The following is a 23,414-nucleotide window of genomic DNA, read 5'->3' as shown; positions in this document are numbered from 1 at the left end:
GTCAGTGCGAAGGAATCGCCTTTCCCGTCGGTCACTACCGCGGGGCGACGATCTCGGCGACGCCGTGCGCGACGGCACCCTCCGGGTCGGCGAGGTCGTCCAGGCCGGCCCGATCGATCAGCAAGCCACCGAGCACGAGCTGAACGAGCTGCCCGCCCACCTCCATCGCGCTCAGCCTCCGGCCGGGCCGGTACCAGGTCCAGGCCCACTGCGACGCGCCGAAGAGGAGCATGCTCTGCATCTCCGTGTCGAGGTCTCGGAACTCGCCGTCGGCGACGCCCGCTGCGATCACGTCCCGCACGAGACCGAGGTGGCGGGAGCGGAGCTCACGACTGTGCTCGAGATCGGGATGCGTTGCCAGGGTGGGCACCTCGCGCTGAAAGGCGACGGTCGCGCTGCGGTCCACTTCCTGGTACCGAAGGAACGCGAACAGCAGTCCCGCCAGCCGCTCCCGCGGCGAGCCGAAGCGCGCGGTGATCGCCTGCGCCTCGGCGATCCGTCGATCCATGTAGCCGTCGTGCATCTGCGCGAACATCCGGCTCTTCGTGCCGAAATGGTGGACGATCGTGCCCTTGGAGATGTCCAGCTCCGCGGCGATCTCGCTGAAATTGCTGCCCGCGTACCCTCGCTCGGCGACGTTCCTGGTGAAGGCGTCCAGAATGTCCTGGTACCGCCCGCCGTCCCGCCGGGGACGTTCGTCCGCCATGACTCCTCCGATCGATCGACCGTACATACGGTCATCCGATCGTACGGTCCGACCGGCCGGGTCGGGTCAGAGCGCCACGGACAGGTACGTGCTGTTCGGGTCGTCGACGTAGCTGCCGAAGGGTCCGCACGGGACGAAGCCGTGCGCGGCGTACAGCGCCCGCGCGGGGGCGAAGAAGTCCTGGCTGCCGGTCTCCAGGGAGACGCGGTGCACGCCGCGGGACCGGGCGTCGTCGAGCGCGAAGGCCAGCATCCGGCGGCCGATCCCCCGCCCGCGCGCCTGCGGGGCGGTGCGCATGGACTTCAGCTCCTCGTGGCCGGGCTCGAGCGCGGCCAACGCGACGGTCCCCAGGAGCTCGCCGTCGTCGTGGAGCGTCCACAGCCGGACCCGCGGGGCGCGCAGCTCGTCCAGGCCGAGTGCGTGCTGGCTCTCCGGCGGCGCGGTCGGCGCCATGTCGGCGTGGTGGGCGGCGAGGAACGCGGCGAGCGCCGGATCCGCGAAGTCCGCGCGGGCGATCACTCCGCGGCGGCCTGCGCGGCGTCGATCATGGCGTCGACGCTGGTCAGCTTCACCCGGGGCCGCGAATCCTCCTCGGCCAGGGCGGTCTCGTGCGCGTCGATGGCCATCCAGCCGTCGTACTCCACGAGGTTCGGTACCCGGTCGACGATGAGCTTCTCCACCTGCGCGCCGTCGAACTCGCTGCGGGCCAGCTTTCCGGCGGCGACGTCGGCGAGCAGCACCGAGACGGTGTCGCGCGCGCAGTCGCGGTTGGTGGGGATGACGCCCGACGGTCCGCGCTTGATCCAGCCGACGACGTAGTGGCCCGGCAGGGGCGCACCGTCGTAGCCGACGATCCGGCTGTCGGCGTTGCGGAAGACGCCCCGCTCGGTGTCGAACGGGATGCCGGGGATGGGGGTGCCGTGGTAGCCGACGGCGTGGATCACGAGGCCGGCCTCGTGCTCGGCGACGGTGCCGGTGGGCTGCGCCTCGACGCAGCCGTCGTCGCCCGCCACGAGCTCGTTGGTCGCGACGGAGACGGTGCGGACGCGGTCGTCGCCGCCGATGCCGACCACGGAGCGCAGGAACTTCAGCACGATCCGGCGGTCCGCGCCGGTCGGCTCCTGGGCGGCCAGCTTGCGCAGCTGCTTGAGGTTGTTGCGCTCGACCGGCGGCCGGGCCTTGTCGCGCTCCTTGTCCTCCGCGGGCACGTCGGCAGGGTCGACGATCACGTCGACGCCGGGGAGTTTGCCCAGCTCGGCGACCTCGGCGGGCGTGAACGCGGCCTGCTCGGCGCCGCGCCGGCCCAGGACGACGACCTCGCGCACCGAGGAGCCGTGGAGCGCGTCCAGGGCGTGCTCGGCCATGTCGGTGCCGGAGAGCTTGTCGGTGTCGGTGACGAGGATGCGGGCCGCGTCGAGCGCGACGTTGCCGTTGCCGATCACGACCGCGCGCTCGACGCCCAGGTCGACGTCGAGGTCGCGGCGGTCGGGGTGGCCGTTGTACCAGCCCACGAAGTCGCTCGACGGGTGGTTGCCGGGCAGCCAGGCACCGTCGACCTCGAGGCGGCGGCCGCCCGACGCGCCGATCGCGTAGATCACGGCGTCGTACCACTGCGCCAGCTCGGCGGCCTGAATGTCGGTGGCCACCTCGACGTTGCCGAAGTAGCGGAAGTTCTCGTGCTGCGCGGTGCGGTCGAAGATCTTGGTGACCGACTTGATCGCCGGATGATCGGGCGCGACGCCGTAGCGGACCAGGCCGAAGGGCGTGGGGAGCCGGTCGAAGACGTCGACCTGGACCTCGATGTCATCCTGCTCCAGCAGGTTCCCGGCGGCGAAGAATCCGGACGGCCCGGACCCCACGATCGCGACGCGCAAGGGCTTCATCAACAACACTCCCGAAACGAACGGCGCGGCGGCCTTCTTAGGCTGCCCAAAGTACGAAGTCTACGCCACACCCGAGCGGCGACGACGCGCGCGACGCGCCCGCTTCGCCTCGACCTCGAGCCGCTTCTGCTCGACCTTGTGCCGCGCGGCCTCGGCGATCGCGGACCGCAGGCCCACGCGCTCGACCTCCTCCTGAGCGGCGTGCGCGGCCTCGCGGGCGTGCACGAGGCGCTCGTGGGCGTTCTCCTGCGCGTGCGCCAACCGGTCGTGCGCGGCCTCCTGCGCGAGGGCCAGCCGATCCTGGGCGGCCTCCTGCGCGTGCTGCAGGCGCTCGCGCACCGCGGAGAAGCGCAGTTCGGAGGCGGTCTCCGGCGCGTCGTCCGAGGTGGCGCGCAGCCAGCGGTCCGGCAGCGAGAGCTTCGCGATGGTGCGCTGCGAGAGGTAGTACTGCCGCAGCAGCGGTCCCTCGGTGTAGGGGATGTCGTACTTCTCGCAGATCGCGCGGACCTTGACGGCGATCTCGGACAGCCGGTTGGACGGCAGGTCCGGGAACATGTGGTGCTCGATCTGGTAGCTCAGGTTGCCCGTCATGAAGTCCATGGCCGGGCCGCCGGAGATGTTCGCGCTGCCCAGCATCTGCCGCAGGTACCACTCGCCCGGCGTCTCGTCGACGATCGACTCGGTGGTGAACTTCTCCGCACCGTCGGGGAAGTGCCCGCAGAAGATGACCACGTAGGTCCAGATGTTGCGGACCACGTTGGCGGTGAGGTTCGCCGACAGCGTGCGGCCGAAGGAGCCGCCGACGGCCTTGCTGATCGCCGGGTACAGCAGGAAGTCCTTGCCCAGCTGCCGCGACGCCTTGACGCCCAGCTCGCGGAGCTGCTTGCGGGTCTGCGGCCACGGCTTGTTGCCGGCGATCGCCTCGGCCAGCTCGATGTCGTGCAGGGCGATGCCCCACTCGAAGGTGAGCCCCAGGAAGAGGTTGTTGAGGAACTGCGCGGAGCGCTTGGCCTGCCACTGCTCGTCCCGGGTCACGCGGAGCACGCCGTAGCCCACGTCGAGGTCCTTGCCCACGACGTTGGTGTACTTGTGGTGCAGGAAGTTGTGCGAGTGCTTCCAGTGGGCGCCCGGGCAGGCCATGTCCCACTCCCACGTGGTGGAGTGGATCTCGGGATCGTTCATCCAATCCCACTGCCCGTGCATGACGTTGTGCCCGAGCTCCATGTTCTCGATGATCTTGGCGACCCCGAGCATGCCCGCACCGGCGGCCCAGAACCAGCGACTCTTCGAGCCGAGGATGGTGAGCCTGCCCGCCGCCTCGAGGGCGCGCTGGGCCCGGATCACGCCGCGGATGTACCGCGCGTCCCGTTCGCCGCGCGACGCCTCGACATCGGCACGGATCGCGTCCAGTTCCAGCGCGAGCTGCTCGATGTCGGCGTCGTCGAGATGGGCGTATTCGCCGACATCAGTGATAGCCACGTCTTCAGGCTACGCGCACTCCGACGGTCCGCGTTACTTCGCGGCCGCCAGCTCCTCGACGTGCGAGCGCAGGCCACGACGGTTGCCGTCTGCATCGATCTCGCCCTTGACCACGGTGGTCTTGCCGTTCTCGTCGTAGAAGCGCTTGTTCGAGTGCGTCTCGGGCGCATCGTCGACGGTGGCCTTCAGGAACTTGTCGGGCAGCGAGAGCTTGATGATGGTGCGCCACGACTCGGCGTACTGCTTCCACATCGGTCCGCTGTTGTAGGGCAGATCGTACTTCTCGCAGATCTCGACGAGGCGCGAGTTGATGTAGTTGTACCGGTTCGAGGGCAGGTCCGGGTACAGGTGGTGCTCGATCTGGCGCCCCAGGTGACCGGTGATGAAGTGCAGCGCGTCGCTGCCCTCGAAGTTCGCGGTGCCCAGCATCTGGCGCAGGTACCACTCGGGGAGCGTCTCGTTCTCGATGTCCTCGATGGTGAACTTCTCGGCGTCGTCCGGGAAATGACCGCAGAAGATGGTCATGTGGTCCCACACGTCGCGCACGGTGTTGGCCACGTAGTTCGCCGAGGCGGCCTTCTTGTAGCCGCGGGCGCCGGTGAACGGGACGGCCATCGCGGGGAACAGGACGTAGTCCTTCGCGGTCTGCTTGGCGATCTTCGTGAGGACCACCTTGAGCCGGCTCCGGAACTCCTCCCAGTCGTAGTTCGCGTACTGCTCGCCGCCGTTGAGCGCCGCCTTCATGGCGTTCATCAGCTCGAGGTGCTGCACGGCCTTGCCGTACTGGAAGCCGATCATCAGGGTGAAGTTGTAGATCGGGTTGAAGAGCATGTACGGCTCCCACGGCTGGTCGCGCGTGACGCGCAGGATGCCGTAGCCGATGTCGTCGTCCATGTCGGTGACGTTGGTGTACTTGTGGTGCATGTAGTTGTGGGTGTGGCGCCAGAACTTGCCGTCCGACGCGCTGTCCCACTCCCAGTTGGTGGAGTGGATCTCCGGATCGTTCATCCAGTCCCACTGGCCGTGCATGATGTTGTGGCCGAGCTCGTTGTTCTCGATGACCTTGGCGTACGACAGGCACACGGCGGAGGCGGCCCAGGCGGCCTTGCCCTTCCAGCCCTTCATGCCGGCGCCGAGGCCGAAGACGCGGCCCGCCGTCTCCGCGATGCGCTGGCTCTTGATCACGCGGCGGATGTACTTGGCATCCTCCTCGCCGCGGCTCTCCTCGATCTCGCGGCGCAGCGCATCCAGCTCGGCACCGAGCGCCTCGATGTCGGCGTCGGTCAGGTGCGCGTACTCCGCGATGTCAGTGATAGCCACGAGGCGATCCCCAATCGGTCGGACCGCATGCAGCGGCCTAGAACAGAACGATTCCACTGTAGCAGCGCGATGGAACAAAGTCATCGATCTTGTTCCACCTGGGGCGCATGTCACACGGCGGGCGCCCGGCCGGCCGGGACCGGTACCGGATCAAGGGCGGGCTGAGGCGCCGTTGCGACGGTCCCACGACATTCGGATCGCACCGTGGGTCGTGTCGCCACCACCGGCGGCACCACCGACACGAATGGAGCAGGCCCATGAGCACGACGACCACCACACGCCGCACCCGGATCCTCACCGCCGCGGCGGGCACCGCCGTCGCCGCCGGCGCCGTCCTGGGCGGCCTGGCGATGTCCGGCACCGCCAGCGCCGACCCCGGCGTGAACGTGATCGACCTCAAGAAGTGCACGGAGTTCATCAATCCCGACGGCAGCCCGAAGCCGGACCGCCCGAACGCCTGCCTGCCCGTCGACCCGTTCACCGAGCCCGGGCTGACCCTGGCGCAGCGCAAGGCGCTGGTCAACACCGACCCGGGCACGCGGGCGAGCGGGTCGGCGCAGGCGGATCTCGCGGCGCTCGAGGCGAAGTTCGGCGGGAAGTAGCCCCCGACGACGACCGCCGCCGCGCCCGGTCATCCGGGTGCGGCGGCGGTGACGTACGACGGGCTCAGGCCCGACGGCCCCGTCGGGCGTGGACGGCGGCGCGGGCGGCCTTGAGCCCGAACCGGCGGCCGGTGCGCTCGTCGATGCGCGGCTCGGCGAACTCGGTGCCGGCGAACATCGCCTCCGAGGCCGTCTCCGGGGCGTCGTCCGCGGTGTCGCGGAGGTACTTGTCCGGGAGCGAGAGCTTGGCGATGGTCCGCCAGGACTTGTAGTACTGCACGTGCAGCGGGCCGATCGTGTACGGCAGGTCGTACTTCTCGCACAGCGCCCGGACGCGAACGCCGATCTCCGCCAGCCGGTTCGACGGCAGGTCGGGGAACAGGTGGTGCTCGATCTGGTAGCTCAAGTTGCCGGAGAGGAAGTCGATGACCGGGCCGCCGGAGAGGTTCGCGCTGCCCAGCATCTGGCGCAGGTACCACTCGGCCTGGGTCTCGTTGTCGACGTCCTGCTTGGTGAACTTCTCGGCACCGTCGGGGAAGTGCCCGCAGAAGATGACGGCGTTGGTCCACACGTTCCGGATCACGTTGGCGGTGATCGTCGCAGTGAGTGCTTTGCGCCAGCCGCGCTTGCCGCCGAAGGGCAGACCGACGAGCGGCGCCGCGACGTAGTCCTTGAGCGCCTGGCGGCCGATCTTGCTGCCGACATCCGCGGCGTCGGCCTTGAACTTCTCCTGGTCGTACCAGGGCTTGTTCCACTTCTGCACGGCCCGGCCCAGCTCGAGATGCTGGATCGCGACGCCGTATTCGAACAGCAGCATGAGCAGGGTGTTGTAGACGAGATTGCCCGCATTGAAGGGCGTCCACGGCTGGTCGCGGGTCACGCGCAGGGTCTTGTAGCCCACGTCGTCGTCCATGTCGAGGACGTTGGTGTACTTGTGGTGCACGTAGTTGTGGGTGTGCTTCCACAGTCGTGACGTGCCGGCGTTGTCCCACTCCCACGTCGTGGAGTGCACCTCGGGATCGTTCATCCAATCCCACTGCCCGTGCATGATGTTGTGCCCGAGCTCCATGTTCTCGATGATCTTCGCCAGTCCCAGCGAGACCGCCGAACCCCACCAGAAGCCGCGCTTGTGCGCGCCGAGCAGCATCAGCCGGCCGGCCACCTCGAGTCCGCGCTGGGCGGCGATGGTGCGCCGCAGGTACTGCACGTCCGTCTCGCCGCGGACCGCCTCGATGTCGCGCCGGATCGCGTCCAACTCGGCGCCGAGCGTCTCGACGTCGGCCTCCGTGAGGTGCGCGTACTCGGGGATGTCGGTGATCGCCATGCGCCCGCCCTTCGTGGTCGGTCTCGAATCTCTAACCTACGCAACCGTAAGTTACGGCCTCGTAGGTGTCAATCGGAGACGACCGGACGGGTGAGACGCCGTGGTCAGACGTCGAGGGTGCAGTCCCCCACTGCCACGGAGATACACGTCTGAATGCGCTCGCCCTCGGTGTGCAGGTCGCCGCTGCGCAGGTCGCGGACCTGGCCGTCGGCGAGCTGCACCACGCAGGTCTGACAGATGCCCATCCGGCAGCCGAAGGGCATCTGCACGCCGGCGGCCTCGCCCGCCTCGAGGAGGGTGGTCGCACCGTCGACGTCGGTGGTCTTGCCGGCCTTGAGGAAGGTGACCTCGCCGCCGCTCGCGGAGACGTCGGCGCGCTCGACGGTGAACCGCTCCTGGTGCAGGCGCGACTCGATGCCGCGGTCCTTCCAGGCCTTCCCCATGTCGTTGAGGAAGACGCCCGGCCCGCAGATCCAGGTCTGGCGCTCCTGCCAGTCCGGGACGGCCTCGCCGAGGTTCGCGGGCGTCAGGCGGCCGGCGTCGCGGGTGTAGCGCAGCTGCACGGTGACGTTGTCGTGGTTCGCGTCGAAGGCCTCGAGCTCGTCGCGGAACAGCGCGGAATCGGCGTTCGGGGCGGAATGCACGGCCACGATGTCGGTGGACGCGGGGATGCCGCGCCGCTCGAGCGTGCGGAGCATGGCCATGACGGGCGTGATGCCGCTGCCCGCGGTGAGGAACAGGACCTTGGGCGGCAGGGGGTTCGGGAGCGTGAAGTCGCCCGACGGTGCCTGCAGGCGCACGATGGTGCCCTCCTGCACGCCGGTCACGAGGTGATTCGAGAGGAAGCCCTCGTTCATCGCCTTGACGGTGATCGACACCTCGCGCGGGCCGCGGCCGTGGCCCATGTCCGGGACGGAGGTGAGCGAGTAGGAGCGCCACGTCCACTTGCCGCCGACGAGGACGCCGATGCCCACGTACTGGCCGGCCTCGTACTTGGTGTTGAAGCCCCAGCCGGTCTCGATGGTGAGGGTGACCGACTCGTCGGTCTCCTGCTGCACCTTGACGATCTTGCCGCGCAGCTCGCGCGCCGACCACAGCGGGTTGATCAGGTGGAGGTAGTCGTCGGGCAGCAGCGGCGTGGTGAGCCTCGCGACCGCGCCGCGCACCAGGTTGGTGCGGGGATGCTCGGCGGAGACGTTCTTGGCCGGGGCCTCGAGCCAATCACGGAAAGCGCGGAAGGAGTTGCTCATGGGGGTGAGCCTACGGTGCCGTAGCTTGTTGGGACAATTTCTGTGAGGTTGTCCTATGCGGCGCGGCGCGGCTACCGCTTCACGGGGCCCGCGGCGACGAAGTTCCAGTAGCCCCGCGGACCGTCGGAGATCGTGAGCCGGTTCCCGGTGACCTTCACGGTGCGCGGGCCGTCGAAGGCCTGCCGGAACTGCTCGCCCGCGCCGGCGACGTAGCACATCCGCAGGGTGGAGAAGAGGCCGCTGAACGTGGCGCGGTCGCCCTTCACCTCGGCGGTCATCCCGAAGACGTTGCAGCCGTCGTTCCCGCCGGCCCGCTTGCCGTCGATGCTGAAGTGCGCGGGCGATCCGGTGTACTTCACCGGCGCGGTGCGCGCGAAGCCGCTCGACGCGAAGGCCCACTGCGTGCCCGTCAGGGGCACCGGAGCCGCCGACGCCACGGGCGCGGACGCCGCGACGCCCGCCCCCACGAGGAGGGCCGCCGCCAACCGGGTACCGCGCACCGTCATGGGGCCACCGTAGCCCGGGCCGTCAACGCGGTGCCACCCCCGGCTCGAGCAGCTCGAGCGGGTCGAAATCCATCGCGAACGGCACGTCGGTCCGGAACCGCTGACCGCTGACCGCGCGCTGCCGCGAGACGTACGCGCCGTCGACCAGTTCGTGGAGCTCGACGGCGACGTACGCCCCGTCGATCTCGACGCGCAGGAAGAACGGCACCCCGGCCGCTGCGCAGAGCGCCGGCTTGTCGATCCGGTCGCGGCGGCGACTGCTGCGGGAGACGAGCTCGACCGGCATCAACACCTGTTCCGCCGGCACCCACGTGACCTGCTGGGCGGGAGTCTTCAACACCGCGAGATCGGGCTCGATCCATGTCTGGTCATCGAAACGCATGTTCACGGCGGAATACGCGCCGAATCCGGCGTTCCTCGCCGGCAATCGCAGGATTGCACCCAGCTCGAGCGCCGCCCGGCTGTTGCCGGTTCCCTCCCGTGGACTCATGACCAGTCTCCCCCCGAGACATTCGTACTTCGCAGGCGGCATGTCGTCGAGCGGCAGGAAGCGCTCGGCGAGCTTCGTAGTCCACAGGCCGGCGAGATCGACCAACGGGTCGAACGGTGCATCATCACGCAGCGGCGCTGCCATGGTCCTCACCTCGTCTCGTTACGCGTCAAGTCCAGGCTAGAGCAGTTCCAGGAGGAAGGGCAGTTCCTGCGTGGCGTACCAGGCGAGGTCGTGGTCCTCCGCGTCGCCGACGGCGAGTTCGGCGTCCTCGTCGCCGAGGTCCGCGGCGTCGACCACCTGCGCGGCGCGGGTCACCGCCGCCTCCGCCTCCGAGACGTCGACGTGCACGGCGAGGACGTTCTTCAGCCGGATGGGCTCGGTCACCTTGAGAACGGCGTCGTCGAGGTCGGGGCGTTCCTTCGCGGCCGGGACGTCGGCCGTGATCACCACGCGCCGAACGGGATCCGGCGCGGCGCCGTCTCCCTCGGCCTCGGCACCATCGGCCGGGTCAGGCTCGTCGACGGCGAGCAGCCGCAGCGAGGCGCGCGCCGCCTGGCGCATGGCGGCCTCGGCGAGCTCCTCGTCGTCGCCCGACGTGTACGCCTCGCGCAGCGCCGGCGTCACACCGAAGACGGTGCCGCCCAACGGGAACAGCTCCCCGTCGCGCTGCAGGACCTGCAGCCCCGCCAGAGTGCTGGGCACGTACACGCGGACCGTCATCTACTCCCCCTTCGCGGACGCGGCGAGCTCGTCCAAAGCCTCGTACAGGAACTCCGTCATCGAGATCACGTCCCACATGCCGTCGCGGTCGGCGTTGAGCCCGATGTAGACGGTGCCGTTGTACGACGTGATGCCGATGGACACGACCTGGTTGGCGATGAGCGGCGGTACCGGGAAGACCTCCTGCACCTCGATGCCGGACAGGTACACCGGGGCCTGCGGGCCCGGCGCGTTCGTGACCAGGGTGTTGAAGGAACGGGGCGAGACGCTCATCGCGGTCCGCGCGCCCAGGGCGTGCAGCGTCGGCGGCGTGAAGCCGCCGCTGGCGGCCAGGGCCCGCGCCGCGACCTGCCGGTTCCGGTCCACCTGGGCGGCGGCGCCGTGCGCGATCTGGCGCAGCCGGACCACGGCGTTGCTCTCGGCCACGGGGAGCCGCACGATGTACGCGCGCACCTGCTCGCCGACGCCGAGGCCCACGTCGTCGACGGCGATCGGCTCGAGCACCCGCACCTCGGTGCCGGCGCTGATCGGCTCGCCCCGCGAGATCAGCCAGGTGCGCAGGCCGCCCGCGATCACCGACAGCAGCAGGTCGTTGACGGTGCAGCCGTAGGCCGCGCGCAGCCGGCGGAACTCGTCGAGGTCCATCCGGGCGACGGCGAACCTGCGGCTCCGCGAGATGGGGACGTTCAGCGAGCGCACGGGAGTGACGGCGGTGCGGGCTCGGACCAGGCTGGAGGCGCGCTCGATGACGTTGGCGGCGTCCTCCTGCAGGCCGGTGATCGACTCGGCGACCTCGCCGACCAGGCCCTGGATCATCGACGCCGTCCGCGCGGGGCGCGAGAGCATGTCGATGACGGCGCCCATCACGAGCTCGCCGTCGCTGGGCTCGTGCTGCCCCATCCACAAGTCCTCGGGCGGCTCCGGCGTGTGCGGGGTGTCGGTGAGCAGGAGCTGCATCAGGTCGACGTTGGCGCGGCCGTCGACGAGCGCGAGGTGGGTCTTGGTGAACACCGCGAGCCGGTCGTCGGCCAGGCCCTCGATGAGGTACGCCTCCCACAGCGGCCGCTCGCGGTCCAGCGGCCGGGAGTTGAGGCGCGCGACCAGGTCGTGCAGCTGATCGTCGCTACCCGGTTGCGGCAGCGCGGACACCCGCACGTGGTACGTGATGTCGAAGTCGCGGTCCTCCACCCACACCGGGCGGGCGATGCCGAGCGGCACCGCGCGGACCTTCTGCCGGTATCGGGGCACCTCCGCGAGGCGCTCCTCGATCGTGTCGAGCAGACGCTCGTACTCCAGCCCCTCGTCGGGCCGGCCCAGGATGACGAGCGACCCGACGTGCGTCGGAGTGGTGGAATCCTCCAACGCATAGAACTCCGCGTCGGACTGGCCGAGCCTGCCCTTCACTGCACCTCCCCGGGGACCGATCTTCGGCGCCAGCATACGGGATCGACCGCGGGATGCCGGTTCGAGTAGACGGGATCCGAACGGCCTCCTGATGCGTCTAATCAGTATGGGGGCGATCATTCTCGCGGCCGACGGGGCACGATCCCGCGCGCCGCGCACACCGGAACCGGGCTTCGTCGTGCTGCGCGCGCCGGACGCCGAGCCACCCGCGCGGCCATTGGTGCGCGTCCGGGCCGCGCGGGCCGCGCCGCCGCTGCCGGCGCCGTCGGATCCCGCACCGCCGGAGCCGATCGCGCTGCCCGGCCCCGTGGCGGCGGTGCATCCCGACGCGCACCGCTTCGTGCTCTCGACGCTGCGGCCCGTCTTCGAGGTGCTAGACCGGCGGCGCCCGGCGAAGCACCTGGCGGCGATCGCGACGGGCACCGTGGTCGACGTGCTGCGGACGCTCGCGGAGACGGGTCCGCCGGGCGGCACTATCTCCGGGTGGGGCGACGTGCACGTGGGCACCCCGCGCGCGCTGGCCCAGCGCGCCCGCCGCCCCCGCGGCCCCGAGGTGGGCTCCGAGATCTTCCTGACGTACACCCGCGGGGAGCGGGTGCTCGCCGCGGCGGGCCGGGTCGAGGCCGCGGCCGGACGGTGGCAGTGGGTCGCGTTCACAACAGCCGCGTGACGCGGGTTACTGCTGTGTTTGCGCGAATCACGACCGTCCGACGCGACGGAGCGGTACACAAGGGACATGTCGCTGAGCTCGCTGCGTGCCGCGTTCCGTTACCGGGTGGCCCGCCACCTCCTGATCGGTCCCGCCCTGTGGGCCTGGGGACGCCCCGAATACACGGGGCTGGAGAACATTCCCCGCACCGGCCCCGTGATCCTGGCCGCGAACCACCTCGCGATCTCGGACTCCTTCTACGTGGTGCAGAGCGCGCGCCGGCCCGTCAGCTTCCTCGCGAAGGCGGACTACTTCACCGAGCCCGGGCTCAAGGGCCGGTTCAAGAAGATCTTCTTCTCCGGCATGGGGCAGATCCCGGTGGACCGGCGCGGCGGCTCCGTCTCGGCGCCCGCCCTCGAGGCGGCGACGAAGATCGTCGAGGAGGGCGGCGCCTGGGGCATCCACCCCGAGGGAACCCGCTCCCCCGACGGCCGGCTGTACAAGGGCAAGACCGGCGCGGTACGGGTCGCCCTCGCGACCGGCACCCCGCTGATCCCGATCGCGCTGGGCCGCACCGACAACCGCACCCGGAAGAACTTCTGGAAGAGCCGCGTCACGGTCGACGTGCTGCCGCCGCTGGACCTGAGCGACGCGAGCCTCGACGACCAGGAGTCGATCCGCCGCGCCACCGACCGCCTCATGGACGTCATCGGCGAGCACACCGGCCAGGCCCGCGTGCCCGAGTACGCGAAGAAGGGCGGCAAGTAGCCGCTCGACGACGAACTCGACGACGAACTCGACGACGAAGGAGGGCGGCAGCGCCGCCCTCCTTCGTCGTTCGGTGGCTTACCGGCGGTGCTTGCCCCGCGCGGCGGCGGCCTTCTGGGCCGCCTTGTCGGCCTCGCGCTTGGCGGCGCGACGCTCCGACCGGGAGCCCTGCGGCTCGTCGGCGTTCTGCGAGATCTCGGTGAGCTCGCCCTGCTCGGACGGGCCGGAGAGGGTGATCTTCTCGGGGTCCACATCGGCGACGGGGCTGCTCAACTGGGCCGGCGCGGCGGCCTCCGCGTCGGCGGCCCCGGGCGCGCCCTCCTCGGGCTCCTGCACCTGGACCTTGAACAGCGTGGAGACGGACTCCTCCTTGAGGCCCTCGAGCATGCCGTTGAACATGTCGTAGCCCTCGCGCTGGTACTCGACCACCGGGTCGCGCTGGGCGATCTGGCGCAGGCCGATGCCCTCCTTGAGGTAGTCCATCTCGTAGAGGTGCTCGCGCCACTTCTGGTCGAGGACCGACAGCAGCACGGACCGCTCGACCTGGCGCATCGTGCCCTCGCCCGCGGCCTTCTCGATCGACTCCTGGTGCTTGTCGTACGCCGCGTGGATGTCCTTGAGCAGGACGTCCTTGAGCTCCGCGCTGGTGATCTCGTCGCGGTCGCCGTTCTCGTCCTCGCCGACGACCTGCTTCCAGTCCAGCTCGATCGGGTACAGCGTCTTCAGCGCGGTCCACAGCTCCTCGAGGTCCCAGTCCTCGACGTAGCCGGTGGACGTGGCGGCGTCGACGTACGCGGAGACCACGTCGTCGGTCATGTGGTTGACCTGGTCGAAGAGGTCCTCGCCGCGGAGGATCTTGCGGCGCTCGTCGTAGATGACCTTGCGCTGCTCGTTCTGCACGTCGTCGTACTTCAGGACGTTCTTACGGATCTCGAAGTTCTGCTGCTCGACCTGCGTCTGCGCGCTGCGGATGGCGCGGGAGACGAACTTGTTGTCGATCGGCACGTCGTCGGGCAGGTTGACGCGGTTCATCCACGCCTCGATCTGCGCGCCGTTGAAGCGCCGCATCAGCTCGTCGCCGAGCGAGAGGTAGAAGCGGGACTCGCCCGGGTCGCCCTGACGGCCGGAGCGGCCGCGCAGCTGGTTGTCGATGCGCCGCGACTCGTGCCGCTCGGTGCCGAGCACGTACAGGCCGCCGGCGTCGCGCACGTCGTCGCCCGCCGCCTTCGACTCCTTCTTGACCTGCTCGATGGTCTCGTCCCAGGCCGCCTCGTACTCCTCGGGCGTGGTCACGGGGTCGAGGCCGCGCTCGCGCAGCGCGAGGTCAGCGAGGATGTCGGGGTTGCCGCCGAGCACGACGTCGGTGCCGCGGCCGGCCATGTTGGTGGCGACGGTGACGGCGCCGGGCGTGCCCGCCTTGGCGATGATCGCCGCCTCCTGCTCGTGGAACTTGGCGTTGAGCACCGTGTGCGGGATCTTCTTGCGCTCGAGCTGGCGCGAGAGGTACTCGGACCGCTCGACCGAGGTGGTGCCGATGAGGACCGGCTGGCCGGCCTCGTGGCGCTCGGCGATGTCCTCGACGATGGCGGCGAACTTCGCCTCCTCCGTCTTGTAGATGAGGTCCGTCTGGTCCTTGCGGATCATCGGCTTGTTGGTGGGGATCGGGATGACGCCCAGCTTGTAGATCTGGTGCAGCTCGGCGGCCTCGGTCTCGGCCGTGCCGGTCATGCCGGAGAGCTTGTCGTACAGGCGGAAGTAGTTCTGCAGCGTGATCGTGGCGAGGGTCTGGTTCTCGGCCTGGATCTCGACGTTCTCCTTCGCCTCCAGGGCCTGGTGCATGCCCTCGTTGAAGCGGCGGCCCGCGAGCACGCGGCCGGTGAACTCGTCGACGATGAGGACCTCGCCCGAGCGGACGATGTAGTCCTTGTCGCGCTCGTAGAGCTCCTTGGCCTTGATCGCGTTGTTCAGGTAGCTGACCAGCAGCGAGTTCGTCGCGTCGTAGAGGTTCTCGATGCCCAGCTGGTCCTCGACCAGCTCGACGCCGGCCTCGTTGACGCCGATCGTCTTCTTCCGGATGTCCACCTCGTAGTGGACGTCCTTCTCCATCAGCGGGACGATGCGGGCGAACTCCGTGTACCACTTCGACGAGGCGTCGGCGGGGCCCGAGATGATGAGCGGCGTCCGGGCCTCGTCGATGAGGATCGAGTCCACCTCGTCGACGATGGCGTAGTTGTGGCCGCGCTGCACCAGCTCCTCTTCGCTGTGCGCCATGTTGTCGCGCAGGTAGTCGAAGCCGAACTCGTTGTTGGTGCCGTAGGTGATGTCGGCGCTGTAGGCCTGGCGGCGGCGGTCGGGGTCCTGCCCGGCGAGGATGCAGTCCACCTCGAGCCCGAGGAAGCGGTGCACGCGGCCCATCCAGTCCGCGTCGCGCTTGGCGAGGTAGTCGTTGGTGGTCACCAGGTGCACGCCCTTGCCGGTGAGCGCGTTCGCATAGGCCGCCATCACCGAGGTCAGGGTCTTGCCCTCACCGGTCTTCATCTCGGCGATGTCGCCCTCGTGCAGGGCGCCCGCGCCCATGATCTGCACGTGGTACGGCTTCTGTCCGAGCACGCGCCACGCCGCCTCGCGGGCGGTGGCGAACGCCTCGGGGAGGATCTCGTCGAGGGACTCGCCCTTCTCCAGGCGCTTCTTGAAGAGCTCGGTCTTGGCCTGGAGCTTCTCGTCGGAGAGCGCCTCGTACTCGTCGTTCAGGCTCTCCACGTAGGAGGCCAGGCCGTCGAGCCGCTTGACCATCCGGCCTTCGCCGAACCGCAGCACCTTGGAGAGAACCACTGAGCAACCTCAATCCGTTAACGAGTCAAGTGAGCGCGCGCACACACGAATCCCGGCCGCGTCGTCCGCGACCGGGATCCATGGTAGGCGAAACGTCAGGTCAGGCGGAGAAGGCCGTAGTCGAACGCCTTCCGCCGGTACACGACGGACGGCTTCTCGGTCTCCTTGTCGAAGAACAGGAAGAAGTCGTGGCCGACCAGTTCCATCTGCGACAGTGCGTCGTCCACCGTCATCGGCGTGCCCGGATGGTCCTTGATGCGCACGACCTGACCGGGCAGGTGGTCCTCGACGAGCGCGGCGTACGGATCGTCGTCCGCCTCGCCCGCGGACGGCGCGTCGGGCAGGGCCGACGGTGCCGTCGCCTCCGCCACGGAGACCGGCGTGCGGTTGCCGTAGTGCACCTTCTTCCGGTCCGACGCCTTGCGCAGGCGGCTCTGCAGCCGGGAGAGGGCCGTCTCGAAGGCGGCGTAGAAGTTCTCCGACGCCGCCTCGGCGCGGGCGACGCCGCCCTTGCCGCGGACCGTCAGCTCCAGCCGCTGGCACTGCTTGGACTGCCGCGGGTTGGGTTCGTGGAAGAGGCTGACCTCGAACAGGGTGATGGTGGAGCGGAACTTCTCGAGCCGCGCCAGCTTGTCTCCCAGGTAGACGCGGAAGTGCTCGGGCACCTCCACGTTGCGGCCGTCGATGGCCACGGGGGCGTTGGGAGTGAGGTACTCCTTGTCGCGCTCGTCGGCCACGTGGCCGGGTTCGCGGAAGGGATCGACCTCGACGTTGGGGGTCGCGTGGGCGCGATTCGTGTCGCGCGGGGACAGAAGGGTCATGTGGAACCTTTCATGCAGGCCCGAATCCCTTGCGCTCGTACGGATCACCAGTCCGTCGCTTCGGTCAGCGCGCGTGGGAGCAGGCTCAGATTCGAACGGCGGGCGGACTGCCCGACGCCTGGGAAGGTGTGCCATCACCTCCTCTTTCTCGAACCGGGAAAGGTACCCCCGAAGATAGCCCGGCTTTCCGGATCCCGCCAGGATTTGGCCACCGTGAGTTCACCGACGCGTCACGCCGCAGCGAGGGTGAGCGCGGCGGCGACGGGCACGCCCCGTCGGGCCAGGGCGGCGACGGACTCGGCCAGGGTGGCCCCGGTCGTGACCACGTCGTCCACCAGCACCACGGTGCCGGCCGCGGGCAGTTCCCGCACCCGCACGGTGCCGCGGACGTTGGCGACGCGCGCCGCCGCGCCCAGCCCCACCGACTCCGCGGCGCCCACGGCGCGCAGGACGGGCGAGACCGCCAGGCCGCACACGGGCGACGCGGTGCGGGCGGCGGCGCGACACACCGCGGTCACCACGTCCCCGCCGCGGCGGCGGGCCGCCCACGCCGTGGTGGGCGCGGGCACCAGAACGGGATCGTCACCCAGTTCGCCCCACGCCCGCAGGCGCAACAGCCCGTGCGCGACCGCCCGGCCCAGCGGGACGGCGAGATCGCCCCGCCCGCGCTCCTTGAGCTGCAGCACGGCGCGGCGCCGCGGACCGTCGTAGCGACCCAGCGTCCAGACGGGCACCCCCGGATCGACGGTGGTGCGGATCAGGGCCGGGACGTCGTGCAGGGCCGCCTCGCACCGGGCGCACCAGCGCACGCGCGGGAAACCGCAGCCGCCGCAGGTGCGCGGCACGGCGAGTTCGATCAGGTCGTCGACGCCGCCGGCCACCCCGCGGACGACGCTCCGCACGACGCGCACGGCTCCCCCGCTCCAGGTGCGCTCTACCCCGGCAGCACCGGGTTCGCCCGGCCCCCCGCCAGGCGATCCACCTGGCTCCAGTATTGCTCGTCGGTGTCCGGGCCGATGCCGATCTCCCACACCCCCGACGAGTCCGTCGCGTACACGGCGCTCGTCGACACCGCGACGTTGTAGACGGGCGGCGAGAGGTTGCGGCTCGGCAGCGCGGCGATCTCACCGAAGTCGTACCGCACCGACAGCACCGGCGAGTCCGAGGTGTTGCGCCCGATGAAGATCGTGTCGCCGGTCTGCCAGTCCACCGACGAGGCGCCCAGCTCCCGGTCGGTCACCACGGACGAGAGGTGGGCGAGCTTGGTCTGGCCGTTCGGCTGCGTCTGCACGACGCCGACCAGCACCCGGCCGCCCACGACGAGCGCGACCCGCACGCCGTCGCGCGAGAGCCGCAGCTCCGTGATCGGGCCCGGCGCGGCCGCGGCCACCTCGCTCGCGTCGATGTCGCTGGTCGAGACCTCGCCCGTGGTCTGGTCCTGCCGGACCCGGACCACCCTCGTCCCGTCGAGCACCGTCCAGACCCCGGCGTCGTCGGGCGTCCACGAGGGCCTGGTCATCGAGCCGGCGGTGAGCACCTGCGTGGGCACGCCGCCGTACGGCGCCAGGGCGAGCGCGGTCCCCGGGCCGCCCCGGCCGCCCGCGTCGAGCACCGCCGCCACCTGCCGGCCCGAGCCCGAGAGCCCGACCGAGCGGATCGACGTCGACGCGCCGAGCGGCCCCGCGACGGGGGTGACCTGGCCTCCGCCGCCCTGACCGCCGGTGATCTTGACGAACCTTCCGTCGAGCACGCCGTGCAGCCCGACCGCGAGGTCCGAGGAGGCGTTCGGGCTGATCGACGCGACGTCGTTGGGGTTCCAGCCGGACTGGTGCTTGTCGTCGAGCGGCGATCCGTCGACGGTGATCACGTACGGGTCCTGCACGTCGGCGCCCGCGAGGCTCCACACGATCTGCCCGGCGACCAGCCGCGCCACGTCGGGCTCGACCCGCGGCAGGCCCGTCAGGTCCACCCGCACGCCCGCGAAGCCGACGCCCGGGTCGCGCTGGTTGCCCTGCGCATCCGTGACGGCGCCGCGGATGCCGGCGTTCGTGCCGAACGGGTTGTAGACCGCGCCCTTGAGGGTCTCGCGCGGGCCGCGGACCAGCAGCAACAGCAGGTCCGAGGCGAGCTTGGAGCGCGGCCCGGCGAGCCACCGCGCGTCCGGCACCAGGGTGCGGCCCGTCGGATCCGGGAAGTACAGCAGGTAGCGGCGGTAGACGACGCGGAACTGTTCGGTGTCGATCACCAGCATCGGGGTGTCGCCCACCGAGCTGATCCCCTGCAGCCGCCACTGCCCGTCGACCTGGACCAGCTGGACGTTCTGCGTGATCGACTGCGACGCCGGCTCGAAAGTGCCGTCGGCGCCGAGGAAACCCGTCGCCTGCGCGCGGATCGTCGCCTTCATGAAGTTCGCGCTGCGCTCGGTCGGCAGCACGTCGATGTCCTTGACCACCACGGCCCGCTGCGGCACGTCCCAGTTCGCGTTGGGCATCAGGAACTTGCGGGAGGCCGCGTAGTTCCCGTCCGCGACCGCGTTCGCCTTGAGGAAGTCGCGGACGATGACCTCGGGCTGCGAGTCGCGGCGCGGCGCCGGCCCGCGGTCGGGCGACGCGGTATCGCCGCCCAGGTCGCCGATGACGCGCGGACTCGTCGACTCGGGGATGTTGGCGCACCCGGAGAGCGCGACCAGCGCGGCCAGCAGGACCACGAGGACCTTCCCGGCGGGCGTACGGAGCGTCCTAGGCATCGTCGGCGCCCCCGTCCGTGCCGCGTCGCATCGTCGACTTCAGGGGCAGGGGACTGACGGTGACCCGGCCCCCGCGCGTGCGGGGCAGCGTGAGCCGGAAGCAGGAGCCGCTGCCGGGCTCGCCCCAGGCCTCGAGCCGGCCGCTGTGCAGCCGGGCGTCCTCGATACTGATCGCGAGCCCGAGCCCCGTGCCGCCGGAGCGCCGCACCCGCGACGGGTCGGAGCGCCAGAACCGGTTGAAGACCAGCTTCTCCTCGCCGGGCCGCAGGCCCACGCCGTAGTCGCGGACGGTGATCGCCACCGCGTCGTCGTCGGCGCGCATGGTGAGGATCACGGGCTTGCCCTCGCTGTGGTCGATGGCGTTGGCGAGCAGGTTGCGCAGCACCCGCTCGACCCGCCGGGTGTCGGCCTCGACGATGACCGGGTCGTCCGGCATGTCGAGGATCAGCTCGGTCTCGGACTGCTCCGCGAGGTGCCGGACGGTCGCCATCGCGGAGGCGATCGGCACCTCGATGTCGATCTGCTCGGAGTGCAGCTCCGCGACGCCGGCGTCGTGCCGGGAGATCTCCAGCAGTTCGGCGAGCAGGGTCTCGAAGCGGTCGAGTTCCTTCTGCATCAGCTCGGTGGTGCGGCGCAGGCCGGGGTCCAGCTCGTCGGCGGAGTCGGCGATCATGTCGGCCGCCATCCGCACCGTGGTCAGCGGGGTGCGCAGCTCGTGCGACACATCGGAGGTGAACTGCCGCTGGAGGTTGCCGAACTCCTCCAGCTGCCCGATCTGTTTGGAGAGCGATTCGGCCATGTCGTTGAAGCTCATCGCCAGGCGCGCGATGTCGTCCTCGCCGCGCACCGGCATCCGCTCCTTGAGCCGCCCCTCGGCGAAGCGCACGGCGATCCGCGCCGCCGACCGCACGGGCAGCACCACCTGGCGCGCGACGAGCAGGCTCACCGCCGCGAGCAGGATGAGCAGGACCGCGCCGCCGGTGTACAGCGTGCCCTGCATCAGGTTGAGGGTGTTCTCCTCCTGGGTGAGCGGGAACACCAGGTACAGCTCGAGCCCCGCGATCGCGGACTGCACGGGGGTGCCGATCACCAGCACCTTCCCGTACCGGCCGGTGCTGTCGGTGACCGTCGCGTGCTGGAACGCGGTCTGCCCGCCGCGGACGAAGGTCTGCAGCGACTGCGGGACCTCGCTCTCGCTGCCGATCACGATCGGCGGGCGGCCCGCGCCGTGCGGCACGATCAGCACGGGGTCGTAGTTGCCGGACCGCGCGGCCGTCGGGCCCACGCCGAGGCCCTGACTCACCAGGCTCCCGCGGACGCCGCGCAGCACGGCCTCCACGCCCTCGGTGCGGGTCTCCGCGCGACTGAGCGAGAGCTCCACGCTCTGCTTGACCCGCGCGGTCTCCTCCTTGCCGGCGGTCAGTTTCGCGTCGATGAGCTGGTTCGCGATCTGCGAGGTGAGCACGAACCCCAGGAGCAGCAGCACCGTGAGGCTGAGCACCAGGGTCTGCGTGACCACCCGCAGCTGCAGGGAGCGGCGCCACACCCGGCCCGCGTACGACAGGCCCATCCCGGCCAGTCGCGCACCGTCGCGCAGGGCGATCGTCGGGTCGGCCAGGAAGGTGCGCACGGCCCCGCGCACCCACTCGACCTGCCGGGCCGCCCCGGCCCGGTCGATCACGATCCGATCGGCCCGCTCACGCCGGCCCCGCCTTGTAGCCGACGCCGCGCAGCGTGAGCACGATCTCCGGGTTCTCCGGGTCCTTCTCGATCTTCGCGCGCAGGCGCTGGATGTGGACGTTCACCAGCCGGGTGTCCGCCGGATGCCGGTAGCCCCACACCTGCTCGAGCAGCACGTCGCGGGTGAAGACCTGCCGCGGCTTGCGGGCCATGGTGACGAGCAGGTCGAACTCGGTGGGCGTGAGCGAGACGACCTCGCCGTCGCGGGTCACCTTGTGCGCCGGGACGTCGATGATGACGTTGCCGATCGAGAGCAGCTCGCTCGGCTCCTCGTCGGTGCGGCGCAGCCGCGCCCGCACGCGCGCGACGAGCTCCTTCGGCTTGAAGGGCTTGATCACGTAGTCGTCGGCGCCGGACTCCAGGCCCAGCACCACGTCGACCGTGTCGGCCTTCGCCGTGAGCATCACGATCGGCACCGACGAATCGGCGCGCAGCACGCGGCACACGTCGATGCCGTTCATGCCGGGGAGCATGAGGTCGAGCAGCACGAGGTCGGGGCGGAACTCGCGGGCCGCGCTCAGCGCCTGCGTGCCGTCGCCGACCACCGTCGAGTCGAAGCCCTCGTTGCGCAGGACGATGGTGAGCATCTCCGCCAGGGCGGGATCGTCGTCGATCACCAGGATCCGGGGTTTCATGCTGTCCATATTGTCACTGCTGTCGGCGTTCCTGCTCTTACGACACCTTACGATCCTCTGCATGGGACGACTCGTCGCGATCGAGGGCCTCGACGGGGCCGGCAAGAACACGCTCACCCGGGCCGTCACGGCGCGGCTGCGGGCGTCGGGCCGGACGGTGACCTCGCTCGCCTTCCCCCGCTACGGCACGCAGTTCGCGGACCTCGCCGCCGAGGCGCTGCGCGGCGGCAACGGCGACGTCGCCCAGTCCGTGTACGGCATGGGCCTGCTGTTCGCCTTCGACCGGCAGGCCGCGGCGCCCGACATCCGGGCCGCCCTCGCCGCGCACGACGTGGTGCTGCTGGACCGGTACGCCGCCTCCTCGGCCGCGTACAGCGCGGCCCGCCTGGGCGAGGGCGCCGACGGCGCCGTGGCGACGTGGGTGCGCGAGCTCGAGTTCGGCCGGTTCGGGCTCCCGGTGCCGGACCTGCAGGTGTACCTCGACGTGCCGGTGACCGTCGCCGCCGAGCGCGCGCGCTCCCGCGAGGCGAGCGACGCCGCCCGCGAGCGCGACGCCTACGAGCGGGACGGCGGCCTGCAGACCCGCACCGGCGCGGTCTACACCGGGCTGGCCGCGGCGGACTGGGTCTCGCCGTGGCGCGTGCACGGCGCGGACGACGCCCCGGAGCTGTTGGCCGACGCGATCGCATCCCTTTCCTGAAGAACAGGCCTGTTATTCACTGAAGTCCCACCCGCAACGGTGTTGTGGCGCAGTAACGTGCGCCACGAAACTGACTCGTCAGTAACCGGGAGGGACGACAGTGCGCATCCTCGGGGCCACCGCCGCGGCAGGCGCCGCCGCGCTGCTGCTCGGCGTCGCAGGCGCCGACGCCACCGCGCCCCAGGCCCCCACCGCGCACCGCTCCCCCGGTCCCGAGCTGGTCGCCCAGGCCGCGATCGGCCTCGCCGAGCTGCGCCCGCCGGCACCGTCGGACGCCCCGGCCGCGCCCGCCGCGCGGCACGTGCCGATCCCCCCGCGCCCGGAGGCCGTCAAGGTCGCGCCCGGGCCGCTCGGCATCCCCGGCGCCGCCTACGCCGCCTACCGGGGCGCCGCCGACCGGATGGCCCTCGAGGCGCCCGGGTGCGGGATCGAGTGGAACCTGGTCGCGGCGATCGGCCGGATCGAGTCGGGGCACGCGGACGGCGGCAACGTCGACGCCGCGGGCAACACGCTCACCCCGATCCAGGGGCCCGTGCTCGACGGCTCGCTGGCGGGCAACGCCGTGATCCGCGACGGCGACGGCTTCGCCCGCGCCCTCGGCCCGATGCAGTTCCTCACCACCACGTGGTCGCTGTTCGGCGGCGACAATTCCGGTGACGGGAAGGCCGACGTCAACAACGTCCGCGACGCCGCGTACGGCGCCGCCCGCTACCTCTGCTCGAGCGCGACGGGGCTGCAGGCCGAGGCCGCGCAGCGCGTCGCGGTGTTCGCCTACAACCAGTCAAACTCCTACGTCGACAACGTCGTGGCCTGGTCGAAGGCCTACCGCGACCGGG

At 70.6% G+C, this 23,414-nt stretch carries 21 protein-coding genes; 4 read left to right on the top strand and 17 right to left on the bottom strand.

Annotation, left to right across the window (positions count from 1 at the left end; translation table 11 throughout):
• Window positions 1-34: 34 nt before the first annotated feature.
• The 5 genes from ACM9LD_RS01090 to ACM9LD_RS01070 form a co-directional block, all read right to left on the bottom strand.
• Window positions 35-706, bottom strand: a complete 672-nt coding sequence (locus ACM9LD_RS01090; RefSeq protein WP_415674964.1) for a TetR/AcrR family transcriptional regulator — start codon at window positions 704-706, stop codon at window positions 35-37.
• Window positions 707-772: 66 nt separating this feature from the next.
• Window positions 773-1,225, bottom strand: coding sequence for a GNAT family N-acetyltransferase (locus ACM9LD_RS01085; protein WP_415674963.1), 453 nt, complete (start codon window positions 1,223-1,225; stop codon window positions 773-775).
• Entirely contained in the window at window positions 1,222-2,589 is a 1,368-nt protein-coding gene (locus ACM9LD_RS01080) for an FAD-dependent oxidoreductase (RefSeq protein ID WP_415674962.1), read from the bottom strand. The genes ACM9LD_RS01085 and ACM9LD_RS01080 overlap by 4 nt, the downstream gene beginning before the upstream one ends.
• A 60-nt stretch (window positions 2,590-2,649) precedes the next feature.
• On the bottom strand, window positions 2,650-4,068 hold the full coding sequence (locus ACM9LD_RS01075) for a fatty acid desaturase family protein (RefSeq protein WP_415674961.1): 1,419 nt from the start codon (window positions 4,066-4,068) through the stop codon (window positions 2,650-2,652).
• Window positions 4,069-4,101: 33 nt separating this feature from the next.
• Entirely contained in the window at window positions 4,102-5,388 is a 1,287-nt protein-coding gene (locus ACM9LD_RS01070; protein ID WP_415674960.1) for a fatty acid desaturase family protein, read from the bottom strand.
• A gap of 257 nt (window positions 5,389-5,645) precedes the next feature.
• Between ACM9LD_RS01070 and ACM9LD_RS01065 the strand changes: the two genes are divergently transcribed.
• The gene (locus ACM9LD_RS01065) at window positions 5,646-5,990 is read left to right on the top strand and encodes a hypothetical protein (protein ID WP_415674959.1); all 345 of its coding nucleotides are present in this window, start codon (window positions 5,646-5,648) and stop codon (window positions 5,988-5,990) included.
• A 64-nt stretch (window positions 5,991-6,054) separates the two neighbouring features.
• Here ACM9LD_RS01065 and ACM9LD_RS01060 read toward each other — a convergent pair whose 3' ends face one another.
• The 6 genes from ACM9LD_RS01060 to ACM9LD_RS01035 form a co-directional block, all read right to left on the bottom strand.
• Window positions 6,055-7,314 carry a fatty acid desaturase family protein gene (locus ACM9LD_RS01060; RefSeq protein ID WP_415674958.1) on the bottom strand — a complete coding sequence of 420 codons (1,260 nt, stop codon included), beginning with the start codon at window positions 7,312-7,314 and terminating at the stop codon, window positions 6,055-6,057.
• Between the two features lie 104 nt (window positions 7,315-7,418).
• Window positions 7,419-8,564, bottom strand: coding sequence for a ferredoxin reductase (locus ACM9LD_RS01055; protein ID WP_415674957.1), 1,146 nt, complete (start codon window positions 8,562-8,564; stop codon window positions 7,419-7,421).
• A gap of 71 nt (window positions 8,565-8,635) precedes the next feature.
• Window positions 8,636-9,070, bottom strand: a complete 435-nt coding sequence (locus ACM9LD_RS01050) for an META domain-containing protein (protein ID WP_415674956.1) — start codon at window positions 9,068-9,070, stop codon at window positions 8,636-8,638.
• Window positions 9,071-9,092: 22 nt separating this feature from the next.
• Window positions 9,093-9,704: a Uma2 family endonuclease gene (locus ACM9LD_RS01045; protein WP_415674955.1), complete on the bottom strand. Its 612-nt coding sequence runs from the start codon at window positions 9,702-9,704 to the stop codon at window positions 9,093-9,095.
• A 36-nt stretch (window positions 9,705-9,740) separates the two neighbouring features.
• Window positions 9,741-10,283, bottom strand: coding sequence for a DUF6912 family protein (locus tag ACM9LD_RS01040; protein ID WP_415674954.1), 543 nt, complete (start codon window positions 10,281-10,283; stop codon window positions 9,741-9,743).
• A complete protein-coding gene (locus ACM9LD_RS01035) occupies window positions 10,284-11,687 on the bottom strand; it encodes a WS/DGAT/MGAT family O-acyltransferase (protein WP_415674953.1) in 1,404 nt (467 codons plus the stop codon). It abuts the gene before it with no gap.
• A gap of 106 nt (window positions 11,688-11,793) precedes the next feature.
• Between ACM9LD_RS01035 and ACM9LD_RS01030 the strand changes: the two genes are divergently transcribed.
• Window positions 11,794-12,357: an Rv3235 family protein gene (locus ACM9LD_RS01030; protein WP_415674952.1), complete on the top strand. Its 564-nt coding sequence runs from the start codon at window positions 11,794-11,796 to the stop codon at window positions 12,355-12,357.
• A gap of 66 nt (window positions 12,358-12,423) precedes the next feature.
• A complete protein-coding gene (locus ACM9LD_RS01025) occupies window positions 12,424-13,104 on the top strand; it encodes a lysophospholipid acyltransferase family protein (RefSeq protein WP_415674951.1) in 681 nt (226 codons plus the stop codon).
• A 78-nt stretch (window positions 13,105-13,182) separates the two neighbouring features.
• Here the strand turns inward: ACM9LD_RS01025 and secA are convergent, their stop codons facing one another.
• The 6 genes from secA to mtrA all read right to left on the bottom strand — a co-directional run bounded on the left by secA (window position 13,183) and on the right by mtrA (window position 21,887).
• Entirely contained in the window at window positions 13,183-15,897 is a 2,715-nt protein-coding gene (gene secA, locus ACM9LD_RS01020; protein WP_415675227.1) for a preprotein translocase subunit SecA, read from the bottom strand.
• A 134-nt stretch (window positions 15,898-16,031) separates the two neighbouring features.
• Window positions 16,032-16,757: a ribosome hibernation-promoting factor, HPF/YfiA family gene (gene hpf / locus ACM9LD_RS01015; protein WP_415674950.1), complete on the bottom strand. Its 726-nt coding sequence runs from the start codon at window positions 16,755-16,757 to the stop codon at window positions 16,032-16,034.
• Between the two features lie 230 nt (window positions 16,758-16,987).
• Window positions 16,988-17,668 carry a ComF family protein gene (locus ACM9LD_RS01010; RefSeq protein WP_415674949.1) on the bottom strand — a complete coding sequence of 227 codons (681 nt, stop codon included), beginning with the start codon at window positions 17,666-17,668 and terminating at the stop codon, window positions 16,988-16,990.
• A gap of 23 nt (window positions 17,669-17,691) precedes the next feature.
• Window positions 17,692-19,503, bottom strand: a complete 1,812-nt coding sequence (gene lpqB / locus ACM9LD_RS01005; protein ID WP_415674948.1) for an MtrAB system accessory lipoprotein LpqB — start codon at window positions 19,501-19,503, stop codon at window positions 17,692-17,694.
• Window positions 19,496-21,106, bottom strand: a complete 1,611-nt coding sequence (gene mtrB / locus ACM9LD_RS01000) for an MtrAB system histidine kinase MtrB (RefSeq protein ID WP_415675226.1) — start codon at window positions 21,104-21,106, stop codon at window positions 19,496-19,498. Before mtrB ends, lpqB begins: the two co-directional genes overlap by 8 nt.
• A 94-nt stretch (window positions 21,107-21,200) precedes the next feature.
• A complete protein-coding gene (gene mtrA / locus ACM9LD_RS00995) occupies window positions 21,201-21,887 on the bottom strand; it encodes an MtrAB system response regulator MtrA (RefSeq protein WP_146487308.1) in 687 nt (228 codons plus the stop codon).
• Between the two features lie 52 nt (window positions 21,888-21,939).
• Here mtrA and ACM9LD_RS00990 point away from each other — a divergent pair, with 52 nt between their 5' ends.
• A complete protein-coding gene (locus ACM9LD_RS00990) occupies window positions 21,940-22,578 on the top strand; it encodes a dTMP kinase (protein ID WP_415674947.1) in 639 nt (212 codons plus the stop codon).
• Window positions 22,579-23,414: the final 836 nt, after the last annotated feature.

The organism is Tsukamurella hominis, assembly GCF_965137015.1.
GTDB lineage: Bacteria > Actinomycetota > Actinomycetes > Mycobacteriales > Mycobacteriaceae > Tsukamurella > Tsukamurella hominis.
The sequence above is the reverse complement of the archived record's forward strand: the minus strand, read 5'-3'. Positions and strand labels throughout refer to the sequence as shown.